Raw genomic sequence first — 20,314 nt, forward strand, 5'->3', positions numbered from 1 at the left:
ACGATAAAACATGAATCAGGGGGTTTCCATCATCGAAGCGCGCATTTCGGAGTCGGCCGATGGCTGGCGTCTGGACCGTGCGCTCGCCGACGCCGTGCCGACCATGTCGCGCGAACGGCTCAAGGTGCTGATCTCCAGCGGTGCCGTCACCGGCCCGCAGGGGCTGGTTCGCGATCCGGCGAAGAAGGCGCTTGGCGGCGCGCTGTTCAGCGTCGCGGTGCCCGATCCCACCCCTGCGCACAACGAGGCGCAGGAGATCCCGCTCAACGTGGTGTTCGAGGACGAGCATCTGATCGTGATCGACAAGCAGGCCGGGCTGGTCGTCCATCCCGCCGCGGGCAACCTCGACGGGACTTTGGTCAACGCGCTGCTGCATCACTGCCACGGCTCGCTTTCGGGCATCGGCGGCGAAGCACGCCCGGGGATCGTCCACCGGATCGACAAGGATACTTCGGGCCTGATGGTCGCGGCCAAGCACGATCGCGCGCATGTCGGCCTGGCCGCGCAGTTCAAGGCGCACTCGATCGATCGGCGCTACAAGGCGATCGTAAGCGGCAGGCCGCGGACGCTGCAGGGCATCGTCGACGCCCCGCTCGCCCGCTCGCCGCACAATCGCAAGAAGGTGGCGATCGTCGGCAACGGCAAGCGCGCGGTCACGCATTGGCGTGTGCTTCGTGAACTTTGGGATGCCGCGCTGGTCGAGTGCAAGCTCGAGACCGGGCGTACCCATCAGGTGCGGGTGCACATGGCCTCTTTGGGTCATCCGCTCGTCGGCGATCCAGTCTATGGCAGTGTCCGCAAGGTGCACCGTCAACTTCTGGAAACCTTGAATTTCCGGCGCCAAGCCTTGCACGCGGCCCATCTGGGGTTCATTCACCCCATCAATAGTACCGCTTTGGCGTTTGAAAGCGAAATCCCTGCCGACATGCAGGAACTGTTCGATAACCTCATCGTATGAATTTTTCGGCGGCGCTTCGCCTTAGGGGGAGCGCGCCTAGTAAAGGGAGAAGTGATCATGGCAAGCGGAAGCAACGTCCCGGCGACGATCCCCGCGCTTGGTGGTGAGGCGAGCCTCAACCGCTATCTGGCCGAGATCAAGAAGTTTCCGATCCTGAGCCCCGAGCAGGAGTTCATGCTCGCCAAGCGCTTCCAGGAGCATGGCGACACGGATGCCGCGGCCCAGCTGGTCACCTCGCACCTGCGTCTCGTGGCGAAGATCGCCATGGGCTATCGCGGCTATGGACTGCCCGTCTCCGAGCTGATCTCGGAAGGGAATATCGGCCTGATGCAGGGCGTGAAGAAGTTCGAGCCCGATCGGGGCTTCCGCCTGGCGACCTACGCCATGTGGTGGATCCGCGCCTCGATCCAGGAATTCATCCTGCGCTCGTGGAGCCTGGTGAAGATGGGCACCACCGCCGCGCAGAAGAAGCTGTTCTTCAACCTGCGCCGGATGAAGGCCAAGCTCGACGCGTTCGAGGACGGCGATCTCAGCCCCGAGCATCTCACCAAGATCGCCACCGATCTCGGCGTCACCGAGGAGGAGGTCACCTCGATGAACCGTCGCATGGCGATGGGCGGCGATACGTCGCTCAACGTGCCGATGCGCGAGGATGGCGAGGGCCAGTGGCAGGATTGGCTGCAGGACGACAGCGCGCTCCAGGACGAGCAGGTTGCAGAGGCGCAGGAAGCCGATGTCCGGCACGATATGCTCGTGTCGGCAATGGAAGACCTGAACGAGCGCGAGAAGCACATCCTCACCGAGCGCCGCCTCACCGACGATCCCAAGACGCTCGAGGAGCTCTCGCAGGTCTATGACGTCAGCCGCGAGCGCGTCCGCCAGATCGAGGTGCGCGCGTTCGAGAAGCTGCAAAAGGCGATGATGCGCATCGCCGGCGAGAAGCGGCTGCTCACCGCCTGACGCCTGCGCATGGGTGACAATCGAAACGACGAGGAGGCCCCGCGCCTCCCGGAAGCGCCGGCGGACATCCCACCGGCGCCTTCCGATTCTGCGCCCCGTCCGCGCGACTGGACGCCGCGCGCGACCACGGTCCAGCCCGAGCTGGGCGCGGCGCCGATGCCGGACCTGCGCCCGCTCGGCGAGGAGCCCGATCCGTTCACCTCGGCACGACAAGCCCCTCCCCCGCCTGCACCGGCAAGCGAGGAGCGCCCGGCCAAGCCGCGCAAGCCGCTGCTCCGCCGCATCCTCTTCTGGATCCTGAAGGCCGTCCTAGCCTTCCTGCTGGTCTCGATCGGCATGGTGGTGCTCTACAAGTTCGTGCCGGTGCCGATCACCTGGACGCAGATCGGCGACGTCTTCTCGGGCCACGGCGTCTCCAAGCGCTGGATGTCGCTCGACCGGATCGACCCCGACATGCCCCGCGCCGCGATCGCCGCCGAGGATGCGCGCTTCTGCACGCATCACGGCTTCGATTTCACCGCGATCGAGCAGGCCTATGCCCGCAATGCCACCGGCAAGAAGAAGATCCGCGGCGGCTCGACGATCAGCCAGCAGACCGCGAAGAACGTCTTCCTGTTCCAGGGCGGCGGCTACGCCCGCAAGGCGCTGGAGGCCTATTTCACCGTCCTGATCGAGAATATCTGGGGCAAGCGCCGGATCATGGAAGTCTATCTCAACGTCGCGGAGACCGGGATCGGCACCTATGGCGTCAACGCCGGCTCGATGCGCTATTTCAAGCATGACGCGTCGCAGATGAGCCCGCGCGAGGCCGCCCAGATCGCCGCCGTCCTGCCGCTCCCCAAGAAGCGCGCCGGCATCGATCCGCGCGGCTTCACCCGGCGCTACGGCAACGCGATCACCGCGCGCATCGGCACGGTGCGCGGCGACGGGCTGGACGCCTGCATCCGCTGAGTCCGCCGATCCGCATCGCCGCCGCGCTGATCGACGACGGCGCCGGCCGCATGCTGCTGGTCCGCAAAACAGGCACCTCCGCCTATATGCAGGCGGGCGGCAAGATCGAGCCGGGCGAAACGCCGCTCGGCGCGTTGCGCCGCGAGCTGGCCGAGGAAATCGGCATGACGCCCGCGCACGAACCCGTGCATCTCGGCCGCTTCGAGGCGCCCGCCGCCAATGAGCCCGGCCGCGTGGTCGAGGCGGAGCTGTTTCACCTTACCGCCGTGCATCAACCCGTTGCCGCGGCGGAGATCGCCGAAGCGCTATGGGTGCCGATCGCCGAGGCCGATGCGTTGCCGCTCGCTCCGATGACCCGCACCCATGTGTTGCCTATTGCGCTGAAATTGCTCCGGTAACGGGCCGTTACTGGACCTTCTTCGCCGCGTCTTGCGCCGCGTCGCCGACATCCTTGGCGGCGCCGCCGACGTCCTTCGCCGCCTGCGTCACCGCATCGGTCTTGGCGTTCTCGCGGTTGTTCTGGTTGAACAGATAGACGGCGCCGATCACCACGGCGACCAGCAGCACGAGCCCGATCAGCAAGCCCGCGCCGCTGCCACCGCTCTTCTCGACCACCACGGTGCTGCCGCCGGTCTCTGTGACGCGCTCGGCAGTCACGCCGTCGGTACGCTCGGTTACACGTTCCACCATTTTCGTCCTCCTCGAACTGTGCCGTCAGCAACCGAGGAGAACGAACGAAGGTTCCGGAAATCAGAAGGGCAGCTTGAAGCCCGGCGGCAGCGGCAGGCCGCTGGTCATCTTCGCCATCGACTCCTGCGACGCCGCATCCGCCTTGGCGCGGGCATCGTTGAAGGCGGCCGCGAGCAGGTCCTCGAGCATGCCCTTCTCGGCCGGGTTGAGCAGCGAATCGTCGATATGGATGCCGATGATCCGGCCCTTTGCCGATGCCTGCACCTTCACCAGCCCGCCGCCGGCGGCGCCCTCGACCTCGATCTTGTCGAGATCGGCCTGGGCCTTGGTAAGCTCGGCCTGGACGTTCTGCGCCATGGCCATCATCTTTTCGAGATCCATACTCAACTTCCTGTCTTGGACCAGCCGATCAGCTCGGCATCGGGAAAGGCTTCCATCGCCGCGGCGACCATCGGCGAGGCGAGCACCGCGTCGCGCTCGGCCTGCTCGTTCGCAGCCTGCTCCTCGCGCAATGTCATCGCCTGTGCCGGTACGTCAACGCACTGGAGCTTCCAATTGGTGCCGGTGAACTCCTTGAGCGCGGCGCCCAGCTCCTTGAGGAAGTCGAACGGCAGCGGCCGCGCGGCGGCGAACTCGATCTCGGTGCCCGCGAAGCCGACCGGGCGCAGATAGTCGCGCACCTGGGTGGCGAGCTGGAAGCGGCGCTTCTCCTCGAGATAATCGGCGAGCTGTCCAAGCGAGGTCGGCATCCCCGCGCCGTTCGCCCCAGGCGTTGCCGCCGGTGCCGCGCCGCCCGAAATGGTCACGCTGCCGCTGGCGATCTGGCGGGCAAGCTCACCCGGGTCGGGCAGCTGTGAGGCGTGGATCACGCGCAGCAGCGCCATCTCCGCCGCCTCGATCGGGAGCACCGCCTTGGCGACTTCGTCATGCCCGCGCAGCACGAGCTGCCAGAGTCGGTGCAGCGCCGGGAAACTCAGCCCCGCCGCCCAGCGCTCGAGCGCCTTCAGCTCCTCGGCCGACTGGCCCGAATTGCCATCGGTACCGAGCTTGGCGAGGGTCACCGCGTGCACGGTCTCGAGCAAGGTGCGCAGCACCGCCTGCGGATCGACGCCAAGGTCGTACTGCCCTCGCAGCGAGGCGAGCGCACCCGGCGCGTCGCCCTCGAGCAGCAGCCCGAACAGCGTCCGGATCGCGCCGCGGTCGGACAGGCCGAGCATCTGGCGCACGGCTTCCGCCTTCACGCCCTCGCCTTCCAGCCCGGCATGCGCGATCGCCTGGTCGAGGATCGACAGCCCGTCGCGCGCCGATCCTTCCGCCGCCCGTGCGATCAGCGCCAGCGCCTCAGGCTCGGCCTCGACACCCTCGGCCTGGCTGACCTTGGCGAAATGCTCGGCGAGCAGCTCGGCCGGGATGCGGCGCAGGTCGAAGCGCTGGCAGCGCGACAGCACCGTCACCGGCACCTTGTTCACCTCGGTGGTGGCGAACAGGAACTTCACATGCGCCGGCGGCTCCTCGAGCGTCTTGAGCAGCGCGTTGAACGCGCTCTTCGACAGCATGTGGACTTCGTCGATGATGTAGATCTTGTAGCGCGCCGAGACGGCCGAGTAGCGCGACGCCTCGATGATCTCGCGGACATCGTCCACGCCGGTGTGGCTGGCGGCGTCCATCTCGATCACGTCGATATGGCGCCCCTCGGCGATCGCCCGGCACGGCTCGCAGATCCCGCACGGATCGATCGTCGGCCCGCCCTGCCCGTCCGGCCCGATGCAGTTGAGCGCCTTGGCGATCAGCCGCGCGGTTGAGGTCTTGCCGACGCCGCGGACGCCGGTGAGCAGGAAGGCATGCGCCAGCCGGTCGCGCTTGATCGCGTTGCCCAGCGTGGTGACCATCGCATCCTGGCCGATCAGCTCGGAAAAGGTTTGCGGCCGGTATTTGCGCGCCAGCACCCGGTACGCGTTGTCACGCGGCTGCGGGGGTTCGTCGAGGCCAAGGAAGGAATCGGACATCGGCTTCTATCTAGGGTGCGAAGGCGGGCTTGTCGAAGCGTCAGGTGAGATGGCGAGCCGCGTCCCGGCGAATGTGGAGGATACGGACGATCACGATCCTGGATCGCGCGATCGTATAGAGGATCGCGTGGCTGCCGGTTCGCCATTGACGATACAGGCGGCCCCTATGCCGGAGCGCTCCGCCGATATGAGAAAAGGTCGCGAGCCGCTCGATCGCTCTGTCGATCTCGGTGGCATACGCATCGGCCTGCCAAGCCTCGTTCGCGCTTGGAGAAACAGATCACGACGTGCGCGAGAATCTCTGCCTGGCATCGGACTTTGTCAACGATGCGGGCGGCGGAAGGTGGGAGCCGGAACGACCCGCAGCGAAATCGTTGTGGCTGCTTCCTTCCGGATCTGACCAGGTTGGCGACGACTACGTCCGCCCGACTCCCGCGGCGCATATGGGCAAAGTCAGGCGGTTAGGCAAGATGCTTAGGCTGGGGGCGGAAACGTTCCCGGCGCTTCCGCCCCCGACCCTCAGCTTAGCGCCAGGCGCGAACCTTGCGGCAGACGCGCTGACGATGGCCGTGGTTCCACTTGGTGGTGCAAACGGTGCGCCAGTAAGCGCGGCGCGCATGCGGGCGGTGATGCTGAATCGCAGCCTTGGCGATCATCGAGGGTGCAGCCGGGGCAGCGGCGGCACCAGCGGCCGGAATGGCCAGGGTGGCGGCGGCAGCGGCCGCGAGGATCGTGAGCAGCTTCATGTTTCTCTCCTGCTGGCAGGGATAATCCCTGTGCGTTGCGAAACCGGACCAAATCGTTTCGGTTCCATGCACGATCCTGAAACGGGACGGATTGCGCGAGGCTGAATGTCTGGCGCGTTGCTGGAATGTGTAGGCGCTGCCGCCGGAGGTTAGGCGGTGCCGGACTCGAGCATCGCCAGACGCGATTGCAGGTCCGCGCCCTTGCCGCGGCGCCGTGTGTCCGCCGAGGCGGTGCGCTGGCGGCCAACCTCGGTCTGCACGAGCGAGACGAAGGTGCGGGCGGCGTCCTCCGCCACCCGCCCCATCCGCACGCGATCCTCGGCGCTCGCGTCGCCCCAGCCGCAGGCGATCTGGTGCGCGAGCACCAGCTGGTCGAGAATCTCGGGGCGCCGGCCGCGATAGGCGGCGGCCTTCTCGATGCCGTGCCGCCCGTCGCGCGCGTTGCGGAAGAACAAGCGCCCGCGCTCGACCAGGATCGAGGTGTCGAACATCAGCTGGACGAATCGGACACGCTCTTCCTCCGGCGTGATCTTCATCCGCGTGCCGGCGGTGAGCAGCCGCACCGCCTGGAGCGCGGCGATCGCCTCATCGGCCCAGCGATGGACATCGTCGCGGCGCAGTTCGCCCTGTCGCTGGCGCAGCCAGGTGGCGCCGAGCGCGACCAGCGCGATCAGCGCCGAGATCGCGCCTGCCACCGCCTCGACATGATCGGCCAGCCAGGTCATCGCTCAGCGCCCCTGCATGTCGCGGTGACCGGCGGGCAGGCGCACCACCAGCCCGTCGAGGTCCGCGGTGAGCAAGATCTGGCAGGCGAGCCGGCTGGTTCGCACCGCACCCACTGCGAGATCGAGGATGTCCTCCTCCTCCTCCGCCGCGCGCGGCAGGCGGGCGAAATGCTCGGCATCGACGATCACGTGGCAAGTCGAGCAGGCCATCTGCCCCTCGCACGTGCCTTCGAGCGGCTGGCCGTCATTCTGCGCGACTTCGAGCAGCCGGAGCCCTTCCTGCGCCTCCACCTCGTGCCGGTCGCCGCCGTCGGCGCTGACGAAGGTGATGCGGATCATGCCGCGCGGCTCTGCTGGCGGGCGGCGCCCACGATCCGGTCGATCGCGTGGAGCAGTTCGTCCTCGCTGGTGTAGCGCCCGTAGCCGATGCGGATGCTCGACCGCGCCTGCGCGTCGCTCAGCCCGATCGCCCGCAGCACATGGCTGGGACGCCCCGATCCGCTTGCACAGGCCGAACCGGCGGAAAAGGCGATGTCGCGCAGGTCCGAGATTAGCCGCGAGACGTCGAGCCCGTCGTGGCGCAGGTTGAGATTGCCCGGATAGCGGTCGCCCTGCGAGCCGTTGAGCGACCAGTCCCCCGCCAGCCGGCCGAGCGCGGCGCGATAGAGCTGCTCGGCATGGGCGTGATCGATCCCGAAGCGCTGCTTGGCGAGCTTTGCGGCCGCGCCGAATCCTGCGCAGAGCGCCGGCGACAGCGTGCCCGAGCGCCCCGCCGGCTCCTGCCCGCCGCCATGCATCAGCGGCTCGAGCGTTACCCCGTCGCGGATCCATAGCGCGCCAATGCCCTTGGGCCCGTGGATCTTGTGCGCCGAGACCGCGATCAGGTCGCAGCCCTCGGGCATCCGCACCCGGCCATAGCCCTGCACTGCGTCGCACAGGAACAAGGCGCCGGCGGCATGGGCGAGGTGCGCGAGTTCCTCGATTGGCTGGATCACGCCGATCTCGTTGTTGACCAGCATCGCGGCGACGAGGCCCGTGCCCGGCCCGATCGCGGCGCGCGCGGCGGCGAGATCGACCAGCCCCTCCGGGCCCACCGGCAGCACCGTCACCGCCCGACCCATGCGCGCCTCCGCCTCGATCGTGTCGAGCACCGCGGCATGCTCGGTGGCGACCGTCACGATGCCGCCGCTTGTGCCCTTGATCGCCCAGTTGAGCGCCTCGGTCGCGCCGCTGGTGAAGCTGACCTTGCCGCCCGGCGGAAGCAGCCCGGCGACCTCGTCGCGCGCCACTTCCACCGCCGCCTTCGCCGCCCTGCCCGGGGCATGGGCAGAGTGGGGATTGGCGAAATTGCCCTCCAGCAGCGGCAGCATCGCGGCCAGTGCCTCGGGGGCGAGCGGCGTGGTCGCCTGATAGTCGAGATAGGTCATGCGGCCCTGGTTCTGGCCTCATCCGCGATCTGACGCCAGAGCGTCGTGAAGGCATCGACCTCGGCCTCGGTCGTGCCGCGCCCGAAGCTGACCCGCACCACCTCGCGCAGAGCGGGCTCCTCCCAGCCCATTGCGCCCAGCACATGGCTCGGCCGCATGCTGCCTGAGGAGCAGGCGCTGCCCGCCGAGACCGAGATGCCGGCCAGGTCGAAGCGGATGAGCTGGGCGGCGGCGGAGACGCCGGGCATGCGATAGGCACCGATCAGCGGACTTCTCGGACACTTCGCGGCAACCACGTCACCACCGGCGGCCAGGATCGCGACCTCGAGCCGGGCGCGCAGCGCTGCCATCGGCGCCAAATCCTCGGTCACCTGGACGGCCACCGAATAGCCGAGCGCGCCGGGCAGGTTCTCGGTACCCGCGCGGTAGCCCTTTTCCTGGCCGCCCATCGGCAGCAGCACGCCGAAGTCACGGACCAGCAACGCACCGATTCCCGGCGGTCCGCCCCGCTTGTGCGCCGAGACCGCGACCAGATCGGCATGGCGCAGCACCGCCTCATCGGCGCGCGTCGGCATCTGCGCAGCATCGACCAATAGAATGCCGTCGGCCGCGTGCACGTGTGCGGCGATTTCGGCGATCGGCTGGCGTACCCCGGTCTCGCTGTTCGCCCATTGCACGCCGACGAGCGCGCGCGGTCCCGCGGCCAGCGCCGCCTGCAGCGCATCCATCCGCAGGATTCCGTCCGGATCGACCGGCAGGACCTGCGCGCCTTCCGAATGGCGCAGCACCGAATCATGCTCGACCGCGCTGATCAGCCGGCGCGGCGCCATCGAGCGTCCGAGCGCCATCTGCAGCGATTCGCTCGCCCCGCTGGTGAAGACCAGCTCATGCGCCCAGCCATAGGCCGCCGCGACCTCGCGCCGGGCCTTTTCCAGCGCGGCACGGGCGGCCCGACCCTCGGCGTGCGGAGAGCTGGGATTGGCCCAATCGCGCATCCCGGCCGTCACGGCTTCAACGGCTTCGGGCAGCATCACGGTGGTCGCGGCGTGATCGAGATAGATACGGTCGGCCAATTCACTCTCGTAATAATTGCGCAACGCGGCGCGCTGCCTATATAGCGCCCAACTCTCCGCGCTCTACAGCGCCCACGAATTCATACAGGGAAAAGCCTTGCCCGAAGTCATCTTCCCCGGCCCCGAAGGCCGCCTCGAAGGCCGTTTCGCCCCCGCGCCCAAGCCGCGCGCGCCGGTCGCCATGATCCTCCACCCGCATCCCAATGCGGGCGGCACGATGAACAACCGCATCGTCCAGGAGCTCTACAAGACCTTCCAGCGCCGCGGCTTCGCGACGCTGCGCTTCAATTTCCGCGGCGTCGGCAAGAGCCAGGGCACGTTCGACAACGGCATCGGTGAGCTCAGCGACGCCGCCTCGGCGCTCGACTGGGTGCAGAGCTTCCACCCCGAAGCCAGCTCGACCTGGGTCGCCGGCTTCGGCTTCGGCGCCTGGATCGGCATGCAGCTGCTGATGCGCCGCCCGGAGATCCGCGGCTTCATCTCGGTCGCTCCGCCGGCGAACATGTTCGACTTCACCTTCCTCGCCCCCTGCCCGTCCTCGGGCATCATCATCCAGGGCGAGGACGACGAGGTGGTCACGCCGGGCGCAGTACAGAAGCTGGTCGACAAGCTGCGCACCCAGAAGCACATCACCATCCACCACGACACCATCCCCGGCGCGAACCATTTCTTCGAGAACGAAATGGACGACCTGATGAAGAGCGTGGACAAGTATCTGGACATGCGGCTGGATCCGAACTCGCCGATCCGGTGAGCTAGGCGAGCAGGCGGCCCCAACCCGTCACCCCGGCGAAAGCCGGGGCGCAGTGGGCCGCAGCATTCCCCACGGGTCATCAAATCAAACTTCTTCGTCACCCCCGCGAAAGCGGGGGCCCATCTCCCGACCTGTCCACCAGAGCACCGGCTGCATGTGCCGATCGCGTAGGAGATGGGTCCCCGCTTTCGCGGGGATGACGGAATGATGGGATGACGAGATAACGGGGCTATCAGCCCTTCTTCAAGTTCCGCGCCCCGCCCGCCAGGATTGCGGCGGTCGCCTCGGGCGCGCCGCGATAGGCTTCCTGGAACGCGGCGCTCCAATATTTGAGCTGGTCGAGCGGGATCGGATCGCCGGTGACGGCGCAGACGACGTGGGAGCCCGGGCGGATCACGTCGAAATCGGACGCGTCGTAATGGAGTTCGGCAAGGAGCGACATGGCATGCATGTAGGCATTCCCGCGCCGCCGTCCAATCCCAAGCGTGCGATGCTCAGCGCGCCAGCACGCCCTCGATCCAGCGGTCGACCACCGAAGTGGCGGGATAGTCCGCATCGCCGAGCCGTCGGTTGATCTCCATATGACCCTGCAGCCCGCGCCCGGCGAACCCCTGCACCGTCACGCGCGCGCCCGCCGCCGTCAGCGCACGCCCCAGCGCTTCGGACTGGCGGGTGCCGTCCTCGCGCTGCACATGCAGGATCAGGAAGTCCCGTGCATTGGGGGAAGCGGCCTGCAGCGTCGGCGATAGTGCCCGCTGGCGCGCCGAGTCGCTGCCGAACGCCGCCTGATAGGTGCCGCCCATGATCCGCGGCCCGTCGCTCATCTGCGCCGGCACGTCATAGGCCGCGCCGTCGAGCAGCACGACGCCGGCGATCCGGTCGAGGCTCCAGCCCGCCTTTTGCAGGTACCGGGGATCGGTGGCGACCAGCGCAGCGAGATGCGCGCCGGCGCTATGCCCCATCACCACCACTTTCGCGGGATCGACGCCGAGTTCGCGGGCATGCTTGACGAGATAGCCCAGCGCATCGGCGACGTCCTGCGTCTGCTGCTCCACCGTCGCGCCCGGCACCAGCCGGTAGTCGAGGCTGGCGAAGGCATAGCCCTTGGCCGTGAAGTGCGCGACCTTGGCGCCGCCGGTGGCATTGCCCTTGTCGCCGCGCTTCCAGCCGCCGCCATGCACGAACACGACCAGCGGCGCATCGGCCGTCGCCGCCCTGTAGAAATCGAGCCGCTGCAGCGCCGCGCTGCCATAGGCGATCTCGCGCGGCGGCGCCGACTGGGCGAGCGCCGGCCTGGCGGCGAGCAGGAAGGGCAGCAGGATCAGGGACTTACGCATCGCACACCTCATCGAACCTTGGCTGCGAGGATATGCAGGCCAAGCCGCGGCGTCCAACGCTCTTGTGTAACGAGATGTATCGCCGCCATCCGTCACCCGCCTTCGCGGGGACGACGAATCAAGAGGATCAGGCACCCAGGATCAGCAGATTGCCCAGGATCACCGCGGCGCAGACGAACATCAGCACGCCCTTGATCCGATCGGTCTTCACTTGCCGCCAGCCGCCCCAGACGAGCAGGCCCACCGCGATCACCGCGATGCTCAGCCACAGCGGCTCGAGCGAGGCGTCGAGCATCTAGCGGACGATCAGCCAGACGAGCAGCGCGATCGCGCCGATCCCGCCGGCGAACAGCGCGATCATCCGTGGATCGCGGCGATAGACCATGCGCAGGAAGCCATAGATCACATAGCCGAGCACGCGCGCGCCGGCGCTCATCACGGTGGCGATCGCGGGGCCGAAGCGGTTGGACACCGGGTCAGTCCTTCGTGGAAAGTATGTGGGCATAGGCATCGGGATCGGCATTGCCCCCCGAAAGCACCACGAGCAAGCCCGGCTTCACATCGACCTTGCCCGCCAGCAGCGCCGCCAGCGCCACCGCGCCGCCCGGCTCCACCACCACGCGCAGCTTCGCCGCCGCCCAGCGCTGGGCAGCGCGGATCTCCGCCTCGCTCACCGCCAGGCCGGTGGCGCCGCGCCTGGACAGCACGTCGAAGGTCAGCGGCGAGACGCGCGTCGTCTGCAGCGCGTCGCAGGCGGTCGGCGGCGGATTGTCGCCCACCGGCTCGATCCAGCCCGCCTCGAGGCTGCGCGTCATGTCGTCCCAGCCCTCGGGCTCGACCACGATCATCTCGGCATCGGGCAGCGCCAGCGCGAGCCCGGCCGCGAGACCGCCGCCGCCGCACGGCACCAGCACATTGGCGAAATCGGGCAGCTTCGCCTCGACGATCTGGCTCATCGCCTCGATCCCGGCGCTGCCCTGCCCCTCGATGATCCAGGGATCGTCGAAGCTCGGCACCAAGGTGGCGCCGCGGGCATGGGCGAGATGCGCGGCGATCTTCTCGCGGCTCTCGGTCGCGCGGTCATAGGAGACCACCTCCGCCCCCATCGCCAGCGTCGCGTCGCGCTTCACCCTGGGCGCGTCGGCGGGCATCACGATCACCGCGGGCATGCCCAGCTTCCTGGCCGCCCAGGCGACTCCCTGGGCATGGTTTCCCGACGAGAAAGCGACCACGCCCTTTTCGCGCTGCGGACCGTCGAGCGCGGTCAGCCGGTGCCAGGCGCCGCGGATCTTGAACGCGCCGATCGGCTGCAGGCACTCGGCCTTGAAACATACCGGGACGCCGCGAATTTCATGAACGAAAAGAGGCGTTTGCGGCAGGATCGCCGCGACCTTGGCAGCCGCGTCCCGCACCCCGGCCCGCGTTGGCTGTCGCACAATCGTCACACTTCACCCCCGCCGTAGATTTCCGGATCGCGAATCACTTTACACCCCGGTCCAACGTCCTTATGTGCCGCTCTCCCGCTGCCCCATGGGACTTCCAACCGCAAGGCAGCAATTGTCAACGATCGCCGTAAGGCACTTGGAGGTCCCTTGAGTTGCACCAGCATCATCGCGCGCTGGGGTTAGCGCCCCTCTCGACCGCCGGCTCCTCCGTGACCGGCATCGACATCGCTAAGCAGGGTCCGGTCCAGCCGGTCACGCTCGTCCGTCCGCACGCTGCGGCGCGGGCCGCTCGGTTCTTCGTCGAGAAGTTCCCGGGCAAGGCCATGTATGCGGTCAAGGCGAATCCCTCGCCCGAGCTGCTGCAGATCCTGTGGGACAACGGCATCACCACCTATGACGTGGCGTCGATCGGCGAAGTGCGCCTGGTCGCGCGTACGCTGCCCGAAGCCACGCTCTGCTTCATGCACCCGGTCAAGGCCGAGGAAGCGATCGAAGAGGCGTATTTCACCCACGGCGTCCGCACCTTCTCGCTCGATTGCCTCGACGAGCTGGCCAAGATCGTCCGCGCCACCAGCCGCGACGGCGTGCCCGCGAGCGACCTGACGCTGTGCGTGCGCCTGCGCGTCTCGTCGGAGCATTCGAAGCTGAGCCTCGCGTCGAAGTTCGGCGCCGGCCCGGGCGAAGCCGCCAAGCTGCTGTTCGAGACCCGCCAGGTCGCCGATGCGCTGGGCATCTGCTTCCATGTCGGCTCGCAAGCGATGTCGCCCGATGCCTATTCGAACGCGATGGAGCGTGTGCGTGCGGCGATCGTCGAGTCGGCGGTCACCGTCGACGTGATCGACGTCGGCGGCGGTTTCCCCTCGGTCTATCCGGGCATGACCCCGCCGCCGCTCGAGCATTATTTCGAGACGATCCACCGCGCGTTCGAGAGCCTGCCGGTTTCCTATTCGGCCGAGCTCTGGGCCGAGCCGGGCCGTGCGCTGTGCGCCGAGTACAGCTCGATCGTGGTGCGCGTGGAGCGCCGCCGCGGAGCGGAGCTGTACATCAACGACGGCGCGTACGGCGCGCTGTTCGATGCCGCGCATATCGACTGGAAGTTCCCGGTCGAGCTGCTGCGCGAGCCCGAATCGAACGCCAAGGACGTCGAGTTCAGCTTCTACGGCCCGACCTGCGACGATCTCGATTACATGAAGGGCCCGTTCCTTCTGCCGGCGGACACCCGCACCGGCGATTATTTCGAGATCGGCATGCTCGGTGCCTATGGCTCGGCGATGCGCACCGCGTTCAACGGCTTCGGCACCGACGCGACCGTCGCAGTGACCGACGAACCGATGGCCTCGATGTATGTCGAGCTGACGGAACGCCGGCCGGCCTGGAACGTCGTCAAGCTGTAACGTCACATCGCTTTAACCCGTCATCTCCGCACAGGCCCCGCCTGCGCGGGGATGACGGATATGGTTTTGGGGTCTAAGGGCCCCGCATCCGGGTTACCGCGTCCCCTTTGAATGACGGCGGCATGGCAAGAAAATGGGAGACCCCATGACCGACACCCTCACCAAGACCGCGGCGGCCAACGCCCCGATCAACGACACCCGCAAGGCGGAGCTTCTGTCGAAGGAAGTGAAGCACATCGACATCACCAAGTTCGATGCGCGCCCGATCGTCGACGCTATGGCCGACATGAGCTTCACCAGCCGCGACCTCGGCCGCGCCACCAAGATCTACAACGAGATGCTGGCCGACAAGGACTGCACCGTCTGCCTGGTGATCGCGGGCTCGACCTCGGCTGGCGGCTGCATGGACCTCTATGCCGAGCTGATCCGCAACAACATGGTCGACGTCGTGGTCGCCACCGGCGCGACCATCGTCGACATGGATTTCTTCGAGGGCCTTGGCCACAAGCACTATCAAGCGCTCGAAATCCCCGACGACGACACGCTGCGCTCGCTCTACATCGATCGCATCTACGACACCTATATCGACGAGGAAGCGCTCCAGAACGTCGACCATACGATCTTCGAGATCGCCGAGACGCTGGAAGCCAAGCCCTATTCGAGCCGCGCGTTCATCCGCGAGATGGGCAAGTATCTCGTCGAGCACGGCAAGAAGGACAACAGCCTGGTCAAGCTCGCCTATGAGCATGACGTGCCGATCTTCTGCCCGGCCTTCGTCGACTCGTCGGCCGGCTTCGGCTTGGTCAAGCACCAGGTCGACCGCGCCAAGGCGGGCAAGCCCTACATGGTGCTCGACGCGATCGCCGACTTCCGCGAACTCACCGAGATCAAGATCCAGGCGGGCACCACCGGGCTCCTCATGATTGGCGGCGGCGTGCCGAAGAACTTCATCCAGGACACCGTCGTCTGCGCCGAAATCCTCGGCCATGAGGACGTGGAAGTGCACAAGTACGCCGTGCAGATCACCGTCGCCGACGTGCGCGACGGCGCCTGCTCGTCCTCGACCCTCCAGGAGGCGGCGTCGTGGGGCAAGGTCAACACCGGCATCGAGCAGATGGTGTTCGCCGAGGCCGGCTCGGTGATGCCGCTGCTGGCGTCCGACGCCTATCACCGCGGCCACTGGAAGGATCGCGCCAAGCGCGGCTGGGCGAAGCTGTTCGCCTGATCCTTCGCGGATCGTGGGAGAAACAGGGCGGCCGGGATGACCTAGCCGCCCTTTTCTTTTGGGACACCATAACGGCCGGGAGATGCGGCTAGCCGCGTTCGGCCCAAGCGGAATCTAGAAGGGCTCTACCTGCCTCGGTCCGTGAGCCACCTCTACCCGATGACGCAAGGCGACAGTTGGACGACGGCAGTCTTCCGGCGCTTCGCCGGGTTCGCGTCTACAGCCGGTAAAACACCCTGGCATTCTCGTAGAAGATGTCCCGCTTCTCCTCCGCGCTGAGGAAGGTCGCGCTTGCCACGCCCTCGATCGCCAGGCCGATCGCGTCGGGCCAGAACATGTTGTCCGATCCGAACATCACGCGCTTGCCGAAGCCCGATTGGACGATCTGGCGCAGGTAATCGTGGAAGGCGGGGCGTGGCAGCAGCCAGGCGTTGGCGCCGGTGTCCACGTTGATATTGGGATAGAGCATCAGCATCGCGATCGTCTCTTCGAGATAGGGCCAGCCGCTGTGCATCAGGTTGAGCCGCAGCCTGGGGTGCTTGTTGAGCGCCTCCTCGACCGTCTCGGGATGCCCCCAGCGCGCCCGCGCGGTGCGGCAGCAGGGATCGAACGGCGTGCCCGGCGGCATCGTCCCGATGTGCAGCGCCACCGGCACGTCATATTCCTCGGCCAGCGCGAGGTACGGATCGAACTTCGGGTCGCTCAGCGACAGGCCGGCATATTCCGCGCTGACTTCGCCCAGCACCTTGATCGTCCCGTCGGCGAACGCCTTGCGCAGCACCTCGAGCGGCGGCAGCGGCGTGTCGTCCGATCCGCGGATGCCCGCGCCCGCGACGAAACGCTCGGGATCGCGCACGTGCCAGTCGAGCGCCGCCTGCAGCCGGTCGCCATCGCCGCCGCTGACCACGCCCTTCACGACATTGTGCCGCCGCATCTCGGCGATGCAAGCGGTGAGATGCTCGGCGCCGGTGCGGACAGTACTCTTCGCGCCGGTGACCGGGTTGGTGGCGGCGGCCGGCAGCTTCATTGCCGCGGGATAGGCGTGCAGGTGCACGTCGATGATCGGCTGCGCTGCGGTTGCCGCAAGCACGGCCCCGGGCAGGGCTAGCGCGAGCCCCGCGCCGCCGCCCAGCGTCAACATGTCCCGCCGCCCGAGTGTCGTCATGAGGATCCGCCCTTTGCTTCAAGGGCATCAGGCGTGCGTCGCGCGGCGGCGCCGGGCAACTACCTCGCAGGTAAGGCCCGCCCCGCTCCCACATCGGCACGTTGTCCCGCAGCGGGAACGCAATCTGCTTTCGCGGCCACTCTCAGCAACATAGTGGAACCATATCCGTTGCAACCTGCGGCGGGGAGCCAACGAAACCAGCATGCCGCGCCTGACCGAAGCCACCGCCGCGAAGCGTCGCGCGCATATCCTTGACGCGGCCGCGCGCTGCCTGTTCGAGCAGGGGCTGCTCGCCACTTCGGTGGACGATGTCTGCGCCGCCGCGGGGATCAGCAAGGGCGCCTTCTACAGCCATTTCCCGAGCAAGGAGGTGCTGATCCATGCGGTCGCCGACCGGCTCGGCGGCGAGCTCGGCCCGCTTCAGGGCGGCAGCATCGCCGCGCTCGCCGATTCGCTGTTCGAACGCCAGATCGCTCCTGCCCTGCCCGCCGCCAATGCCCGGTTCGGCATCGAGATGACCGCGGCGAGCGCCGGCGATGCCGGGCTGCGCGAGCGGATGACCGCCAATCTCGAGCGCCTGCGCCACGCCGTGGAGGCCGAAGTGCGCGCACTGGTCGCGGCCGGCACGGCGCGCGCGGATGCCGATCCCGAGGCGATCGGCTGGCTGGTCCAGGCGCAGCTGATGGGCGTGCTCTGCCGCAACTCGGTATGGCCTGCGCAGGACGAGGCGGCGTTACGCCGCGCGATGCACCTGCTCCTCGATAGCCTGCTCGCACCGGTTTAGTTGCATTCGCGAACCGACTTTGGCAGCCTTCCCCGATCAACGCAGTGGGAGGGGCTGCAATGCAACGTGAAATCCTGGCGCCCGTGGTGGCGCTGGTCGCCTGGACGCTGGTGATGCTCGGCTGGATGATGGCGATGCGCATGCCGGCGATGCGCGCCGCGGGCATCGACATGGGCAAGCTCACCGGCTCCAAGGGCAGCGACGCCGACAAGGTGCTGCCGCCCCAGGCGCAGTGGAAGGCGCACAACTACAACCATCTCCACGAGCAGCCGACGCTGTTCTACGCGATATCGATCACGCTCGCGGTGCTGGACAAGGGGCATGGCATCGCGCTGTGGCTCGCTTGGGCCTATGTGATCCTGCGCATCGCCCACAGCCTGGTGCAGGCGACCTTCAACAAGGTCTCGACGCGCTTCGCGCTGTTCGTGCTTTCGACCGCGGCGCTGGCCGCGCTGACGGTGTGTGCGGGGCTGGCGCTGGCGATGGACGCGGCAACGCCCGGGCCGATCGTGACGACGGCTGCTGCCTACCCGCACTAGCCAGATGGTTTCCCCGGCGAAGGCCGGGGTCCAGACTCAGTGTGCGCGGCGAAGACGCGCCAAGGCGCGGACTTTCAAGGCTGGGCCCCGGCTTGCGCCGGGGAACGGCAACCCTGCGCTCTATCCGAACAGCCGCGTCAGGCTGCGCTCCAGCATCAGCAGCTGCCACAGCGTGCGGCCATGCTCCGCCCGCCCGGCCTTGTGGTCTGCCGCGAGCTTCTCGATCGCGTGGAGGTCGAACCAGCCGGTGCTGTGGAGCAGCTTCGAGCGGCCCAGCGCCGCCGCCTCGTCGGCCAGCGCCTTGCGGAACCAGGCGCTGATCGGCGTGACGAAGCCCATCTTGGGCCGGTAGAGTATGTCCTTGGGCAGATAGGGCTCGAGCGCCTTCTTCATCAGCCACTTGCCCTGCCCCGCCCTGATCCGCAGCGACGGCGGCAAGGTCGCCATGAACTGGACGAGGCGATAGTCGAGCAAGGGCTCGCGCGCCTCCAGGCTCACCGCCATGCTCGCGCGATCGACCTTGGTGAGGATGTCGCCCGGCAGCCAGTGCTGGATATCGGCATATTGCGCCCGGTCGAGCCCGTCGCGCGCCGGCGCCTGGCGCATCGCATCGACGTAGCGCTGCTCGGCGCTGTGCCCGGCCAACCCTTTGCGCATCGCGTCGCTGTAGAGCCGCTGACGCAGCGCCGGCCCGGTAACGCCGACCGCCTTGGGATAGGCGAACTCGCCACCCTCGGCGAGCGCGAGCAGCGTCGTCTTGGCGCGGAACGGGCGCGGCGCCCAATCGGCCTTGGGATAGAGCCGCCCGAGCGTCCCGAACAGATTCTCGCGGACATTCTGCGGCAGCAGCGAACGCATCCGTTCCTCGGCGGCGAAGAACTTGTAGCGCCGGTATCCCGCCATCGCCTCGTCCGCGCCGTCGCCCGACAGCGCCACGGTCACGCTCTCGCGCGCCAGCTCGCAGACGCGATAGGTCGGCAGCGCCGAGGCATCGGCAAAGGGCTCGTCGAACGCGCCGACCAGTGTGTCGATCAGCGCGAAATCGTCTGCCGCGACCTTGCGCGCCTGGTGCGCCGTGGCGAAGCGCTCGGCGACGATCTGCGCATAGGCTGTCTCGTCATGATCGGCCTCGTCGAAGCCGATCGTGCAGGTCTTCACTGCCGCCTTGCTCGACTCGGCCATCAGCGCGACCACCGCCGAGCTGTCGACGCCGCCGGAGAGGAACGCGCCGAGCGGCACATCGGCGATCATCCGCGAACGCACCGCGCTTCGCATCAGGTCGATCAGCTCCGCCTCGAGGTCGCGGGTCCTGCCCGTCGCGCGCTTCGAGAAGTCGATGTCCCACCAGCGCTGCGGCCGCGGCACCGGCTTGCCGCGCTCGAGCAGCAGGAAATGCCCGGCGGGCAGCTTCTTCACGCCGCTCAGGATCGACGTATCGTCGGGGACATAGCCGAGCCCGAGATAGTCCTCGACCGCCTTGAAGTCGGGCGTGCGGCGGAACAGCGGGTGCGCGAGCAGTCCCTTGAGCTCCGAAGCGAAGGCCACCGCCCCGTCGGACAGCTCGGCATAATGGAGCGGCTTCACCCCGAAGCGGTCGCGCGCCAGGAACAGGCTCTGCGTGCTGGCGTCGTAGAGCGCGAAGGCGAACATGCCGTTCAGCCGGTCGAGCATCCGCGGCCCCCAGGCCCGCCAGCCATGGAGCAGCACCTCGGTATCGCTATCGGTGGCGAAGCGCGCGCCCTTGGCCTCGAGCTCGGCGCGGACCTCCTGGAAATTGTAGATCTCGCCATTGTAGGTGACGACCACGCCCTGGTCCGGCGTCGCCATCGGCTGGACGCCGCCTTCGAGGTCGATGATCGCCAGCCGGCGATGCCCGAGCCCGACGCCGGCGGTGACCCACACGCCCGACCCGTCCGGCCCGCGATGGACCAGCGCATCGGTCATCTGCACGATGCGCGCGGGATCCACCGGCTTGGGGATGGCGGGGTAATACAGGCCGGCGATGCCGCACATTCAGGCGAAGTCCCCCAGATAACCAACCGTCACCCCGGCCCTGTGCCGGGGTCCACCAAACCTCGCGCAGGGCACAAAGGCCTCTTGCCCAGTCATTGCCTCCCCGTGGACCCCGGCACAAG

Annotated in this window: 24 protein-coding genes and 1 other RNA gene; 9 read left to right on the forward strand and 16 right to left on the reverse strand. The window is 67.8% G+C overall.

The window, feature by feature from the left end:
• Positions 1–10: 10 nt before the first annotated feature.
• From ABLE38_RS00960 to ABLE38_RS00975, 4 genes are all read left to right on the forward strand, one after another.
• Positions 11–958, forward strand: coding sequence for an RluA family pseudouridine synthase (locus ABLE38_RS00960; protein ID WP_348972302.1), 948 nt, complete (start codon positions 11–13; stop codon positions 956–958).
• A gap of 57 nt (positions 959–1,015) precedes the next feature.
• Complete coding sequence (gene rpoH / locus ABLE38_RS00965) at positions 1,016–1,918, forward strand: RNA polymerase sigma factor RpoH (protein ID WP_348972303.1); 903 nt, start codon at positions 1,016–1,018, stop codon at positions 1,916–1,918.
• Positions 1,919–2,188: 270 nt separating this feature from the next.
• The gene (gene mtgA / locus ABLE38_RS00970; protein WP_348974428.1) at positions 2,189–2,869 is read left to right on the forward strand and encodes a monofunctional biosynthetic peptidoglycan transglycosylase; all 681 of its coding nucleotides are present in this window, start codon (positions 2,189–2,191) and stop codon (positions 2,867–2,869) included.
• Between the two features lie 14 nt (positions 2,870–2,883).
• Entirely contained in the window at positions 2,884–3,267 is a 384-nt protein-coding gene (locus ABLE38_RS00975; RefSeq protein WP_348974429.1) for an NUDIX domain-containing protein, read from the forward strand.
• A 7-nt stretch (positions 3,268–3,274) separates the two neighbouring features.
• Here ABLE38_RS00975 and ABLE38_RS00980 read toward each other — a convergent pair whose 3' ends face one another.
• The 9 genes from ABLE38_RS00980 to ABLE38_RS01020 all read right to left on the reverse strand — a co-directional run bounded on the left by ABLE38_RS00980 (position 3,275) and on the right by ABLE38_RS01020 (position 9,536).
• Positions 3,275–3,559, reverse strand: coding sequence for a hypothetical protein (locus ABLE38_RS00980; RefSeq protein WP_348972304.1), 285 nt, complete (start codon positions 3,557–3,559; stop codon positions 3,275–3,277).
• 60 nt (positions 3,560–3,619) lie between these two features.
• Positions 3,620–3,940, reverse strand: coding sequence for a YbaB/EbfC family nucleoid-associated protein (locus ABLE38_RS00985; protein WP_348972305.1), 321 nt, complete (start codon positions 3,938–3,940; stop codon positions 3,620–3,622).
• Positions 3,941–3,942: 2 nt separating this feature from the next.
• Positions 3,943–5,565 carry a DNA polymerase III subunit gamma/tau gene (locus tag ABLE38_RS00990; RefSeq protein WP_348972306.1) on the reverse strand — a complete coding sequence of 541 codons (1,623 nt, stop codon included), beginning with the start codon at positions 5,563–5,565 and terminating at the stop codon, positions 3,943–3,945.
• Positions 5,566–5,904: 339 nt separating this feature from the next.
• An RNA gene (gene ffs / locus ABLE38_RS00995) (signal recognition particle sRNA small type) lies at positions 5,905–6,002 on the reverse strand.
• Positions 6,003–6,089: 87 nt separating this feature from the next.
• Positions 6,090–6,311 carry a hypothetical protein gene (locus ABLE38_RS01000; protein ID WP_348972307.1) on the reverse strand — a complete coding sequence of 74 codons (222 nt, stop codon included), beginning with the start codon at positions 6,309–6,311 and terminating at the stop codon, positions 6,090–6,092.
• A gap of 149 nt (positions 6,312–6,460) precedes the next feature.
• Positions 6,461–7,036 carry a hypothetical protein gene (locus ABLE38_RS01005; protein WP_348972308.1) on the reverse strand — a complete coding sequence of 192 codons (576 nt, stop codon included), beginning with the start codon at positions 7,034–7,036 and terminating at the stop codon, positions 6,461–6,463.
• Between the two features lie 3 nt (positions 7,037–7,039).
• Positions 7,040–7,375, reverse strand: a complete 336-nt coding sequence (locus tag ABLE38_RS01010) for a 2Fe-2S iron-sulfur cluster-binding protein (protein ID WP_348972309.1) — start codon at positions 7,373–7,375, stop codon at positions 7,040–7,042.
• Positions 7,372–8,463, reverse strand: a complete 1,092-nt coding sequence (locus tag ABLE38_RS01015; protein WP_348972310.1) for a cysteine desulfurase family protein — start codon at positions 8,461–8,463, stop codon at positions 7,372–7,374. Before ABLE38_RS01015 ends, ABLE38_RS01010 begins: the two co-directional genes overlap by 4 nt.
• Positions 8,460–9,536 (reverse strand): aminotransferase class V-fold PLP-dependent enzyme, encoded by a 1,077-nt coding sequence (locus tag ABLE38_RS01020; RefSeq protein ID WP_348972311.1) that lies wholly within the window; start codon positions 9,534–9,536, stop codon positions 8,460–8,462. Before ABLE38_RS01020 ends, ABLE38_RS01015 begins: the two co-directional genes overlap by 4 nt.
• 97 nt (positions 9,537–9,633) lie before the next feature.
• Between ABLE38_RS01020 and ABLE38_RS01025 the strand changes: the two genes are divergently transcribed.
• Positions 9,634–10,290, forward strand: a complete 657-nt coding sequence (locus tag ABLE38_RS01025) for an alpha/beta hydrolase (protein WP_348972312.1) — start codon at positions 9,634–9,636, stop codon at positions 10,288–10,290.
• 232 nt (positions 10,291–10,522) lie between these two features.
• On the opposite strand, the gene ABLE38_RS01030 is transcribed toward ABLE38_RS01025, so the two are convergent.
• The 5 genes from ABLE38_RS01030 to ABLE38_RS01050 form a co-directional block, all read right to left on the reverse strand.
• On the reverse strand, positions 10,523–10,741 hold the full coding sequence (locus tag ABLE38_RS01030; protein ID WP_348972313.1) for a DUF2093 domain-containing protein: 219 nt from the start codon (positions 10,739–10,741) through the stop codon (positions 10,523–10,525).
• 43 nt (positions 10,742–10,784) lie between these two features.
• Entirely contained in the window at positions 10,785–11,627 is an 843-nt protein-coding gene (locus tag ABLE38_RS01035) for an alpha/beta hydrolase (protein WP_348972314.1), read from the reverse strand.
• A gap of 127 nt (positions 11,628–11,754) precedes the next feature.
• On the reverse strand, positions 11,755–11,922 hold the full coding sequence (locus ABLE38_RS01040; RefSeq protein ID WP_348972315.1) for a hypothetical protein: 168 nt from the start codon (positions 11,920–11,922) through the stop codon (positions 11,755–11,757).
• A complete protein-coding gene (locus tag ABLE38_RS01045) occupies positions 11,923–12,099 on the reverse strand; it encodes a hypothetical protein (protein WP_348972316.1) in 177 nt (58 codons plus the stop codon).
• Positions 12,100–12,103: 4 nt separating this feature from the next.
• Positions 12,104–13,039 (reverse strand): pyridoxal-phosphate dependent enzyme, encoded by a 936-nt coding sequence (locus ABLE38_RS01050; protein ID WP_348972317.1) that lies wholly within the window; start codon positions 13,037–13,039, stop codon positions 12,104–12,106.
• A gap of 185 nt (positions 13,040–13,224) precedes the next feature.
• On the opposite strand from ABLE38_RS01050, the gene ABLE38_RS01055 reads away from it, so the two are divergent.
• Both ABLE38_RS01055 and ABLE38_RS01060 read left to right on the forward strand, forming a co-directional pair.
• Positions 13,225–14,466, forward strand: coding sequence for a type III PLP-dependent enzyme (locus tag ABLE38_RS01055; protein WP_348972318.1), 1,242 nt, complete (start codon positions 13,225–13,227; stop codon positions 14,464–14,466).
• A gap of 145 nt (positions 14,467–14,611) precedes the next feature.
• Positions 14,612–15,691 (forward strand): deoxyhypusine synthase, encoded by a 1,080-nt coding sequence (locus ABLE38_RS01060; protein WP_348972319.1) that lies wholly within the window; start codon positions 14,612–14,614, stop codon positions 15,689–15,691.
• Between the two features lie 217 nt (positions 15,692–15,908).
• Here the strand turns inward: ABLE38_RS01060 and ABLE38_RS01065 are convergent, their stop codons facing one another.
• Entirely contained in the window at positions 15,909–16,832 is a 924-nt protein-coding gene (locus tag ABLE38_RS01065; RefSeq protein WP_348972320.1) for an amidohydrolase family protein, read from the reverse strand.
• A 226-nt stretch (positions 16,833–17,058) separates the two neighbouring features.
• Between ABLE38_RS01065 and ABLE38_RS01070 the strand changes: the two genes are divergently transcribed.
• Together ABLE38_RS01070 and ABLE38_RS01075 are read left to right on the forward strand one after the other, a co-directional pair.
• Positions 17,059–17,640, forward strand: a complete 582-nt coding sequence (locus ABLE38_RS01070; RefSeq protein ID WP_348972321.1) for a helix-turn-helix domain-containing protein — start codon at positions 17,059–17,061, stop codon at positions 17,638–17,640.
• Between the two features lie 59 nt (positions 17,641–17,699).
• Entirely contained in the window at positions 17,700–18,179 is a 480-nt protein-coding gene (locus ABLE38_RS01075) for an MAPEG family protein (RefSeq protein ID WP_348972322.1), read from the forward strand.
• 120 nt (positions 18,180–18,299) lie between these two features.
• Here ABLE38_RS01075 and ABLE38_RS01080 read toward each other — a convergent pair whose 3' ends face one another.
• Positions 18,300–20,192 (reverse strand): XrtA/PEP-CTERM system amidotransferase, encoded by a 1,893-nt coding sequence (locus ABLE38_RS01080; protein ID WP_348972323.1) that lies wholly within the window; start codon positions 20,190–20,192, stop codon positions 18,300–18,302.
• Positions 20,193–20,314: the final 122 nt, after the last annotated feature.

This window comes from Sphingomonas sp. KR3-1 (assembly GCF_040049295.1).
GTDB lineage: Bacteria > Pseudomonadota > Alphaproteobacteria > Sphingomonadales > Sphingomonadaceae > Sphingomonas.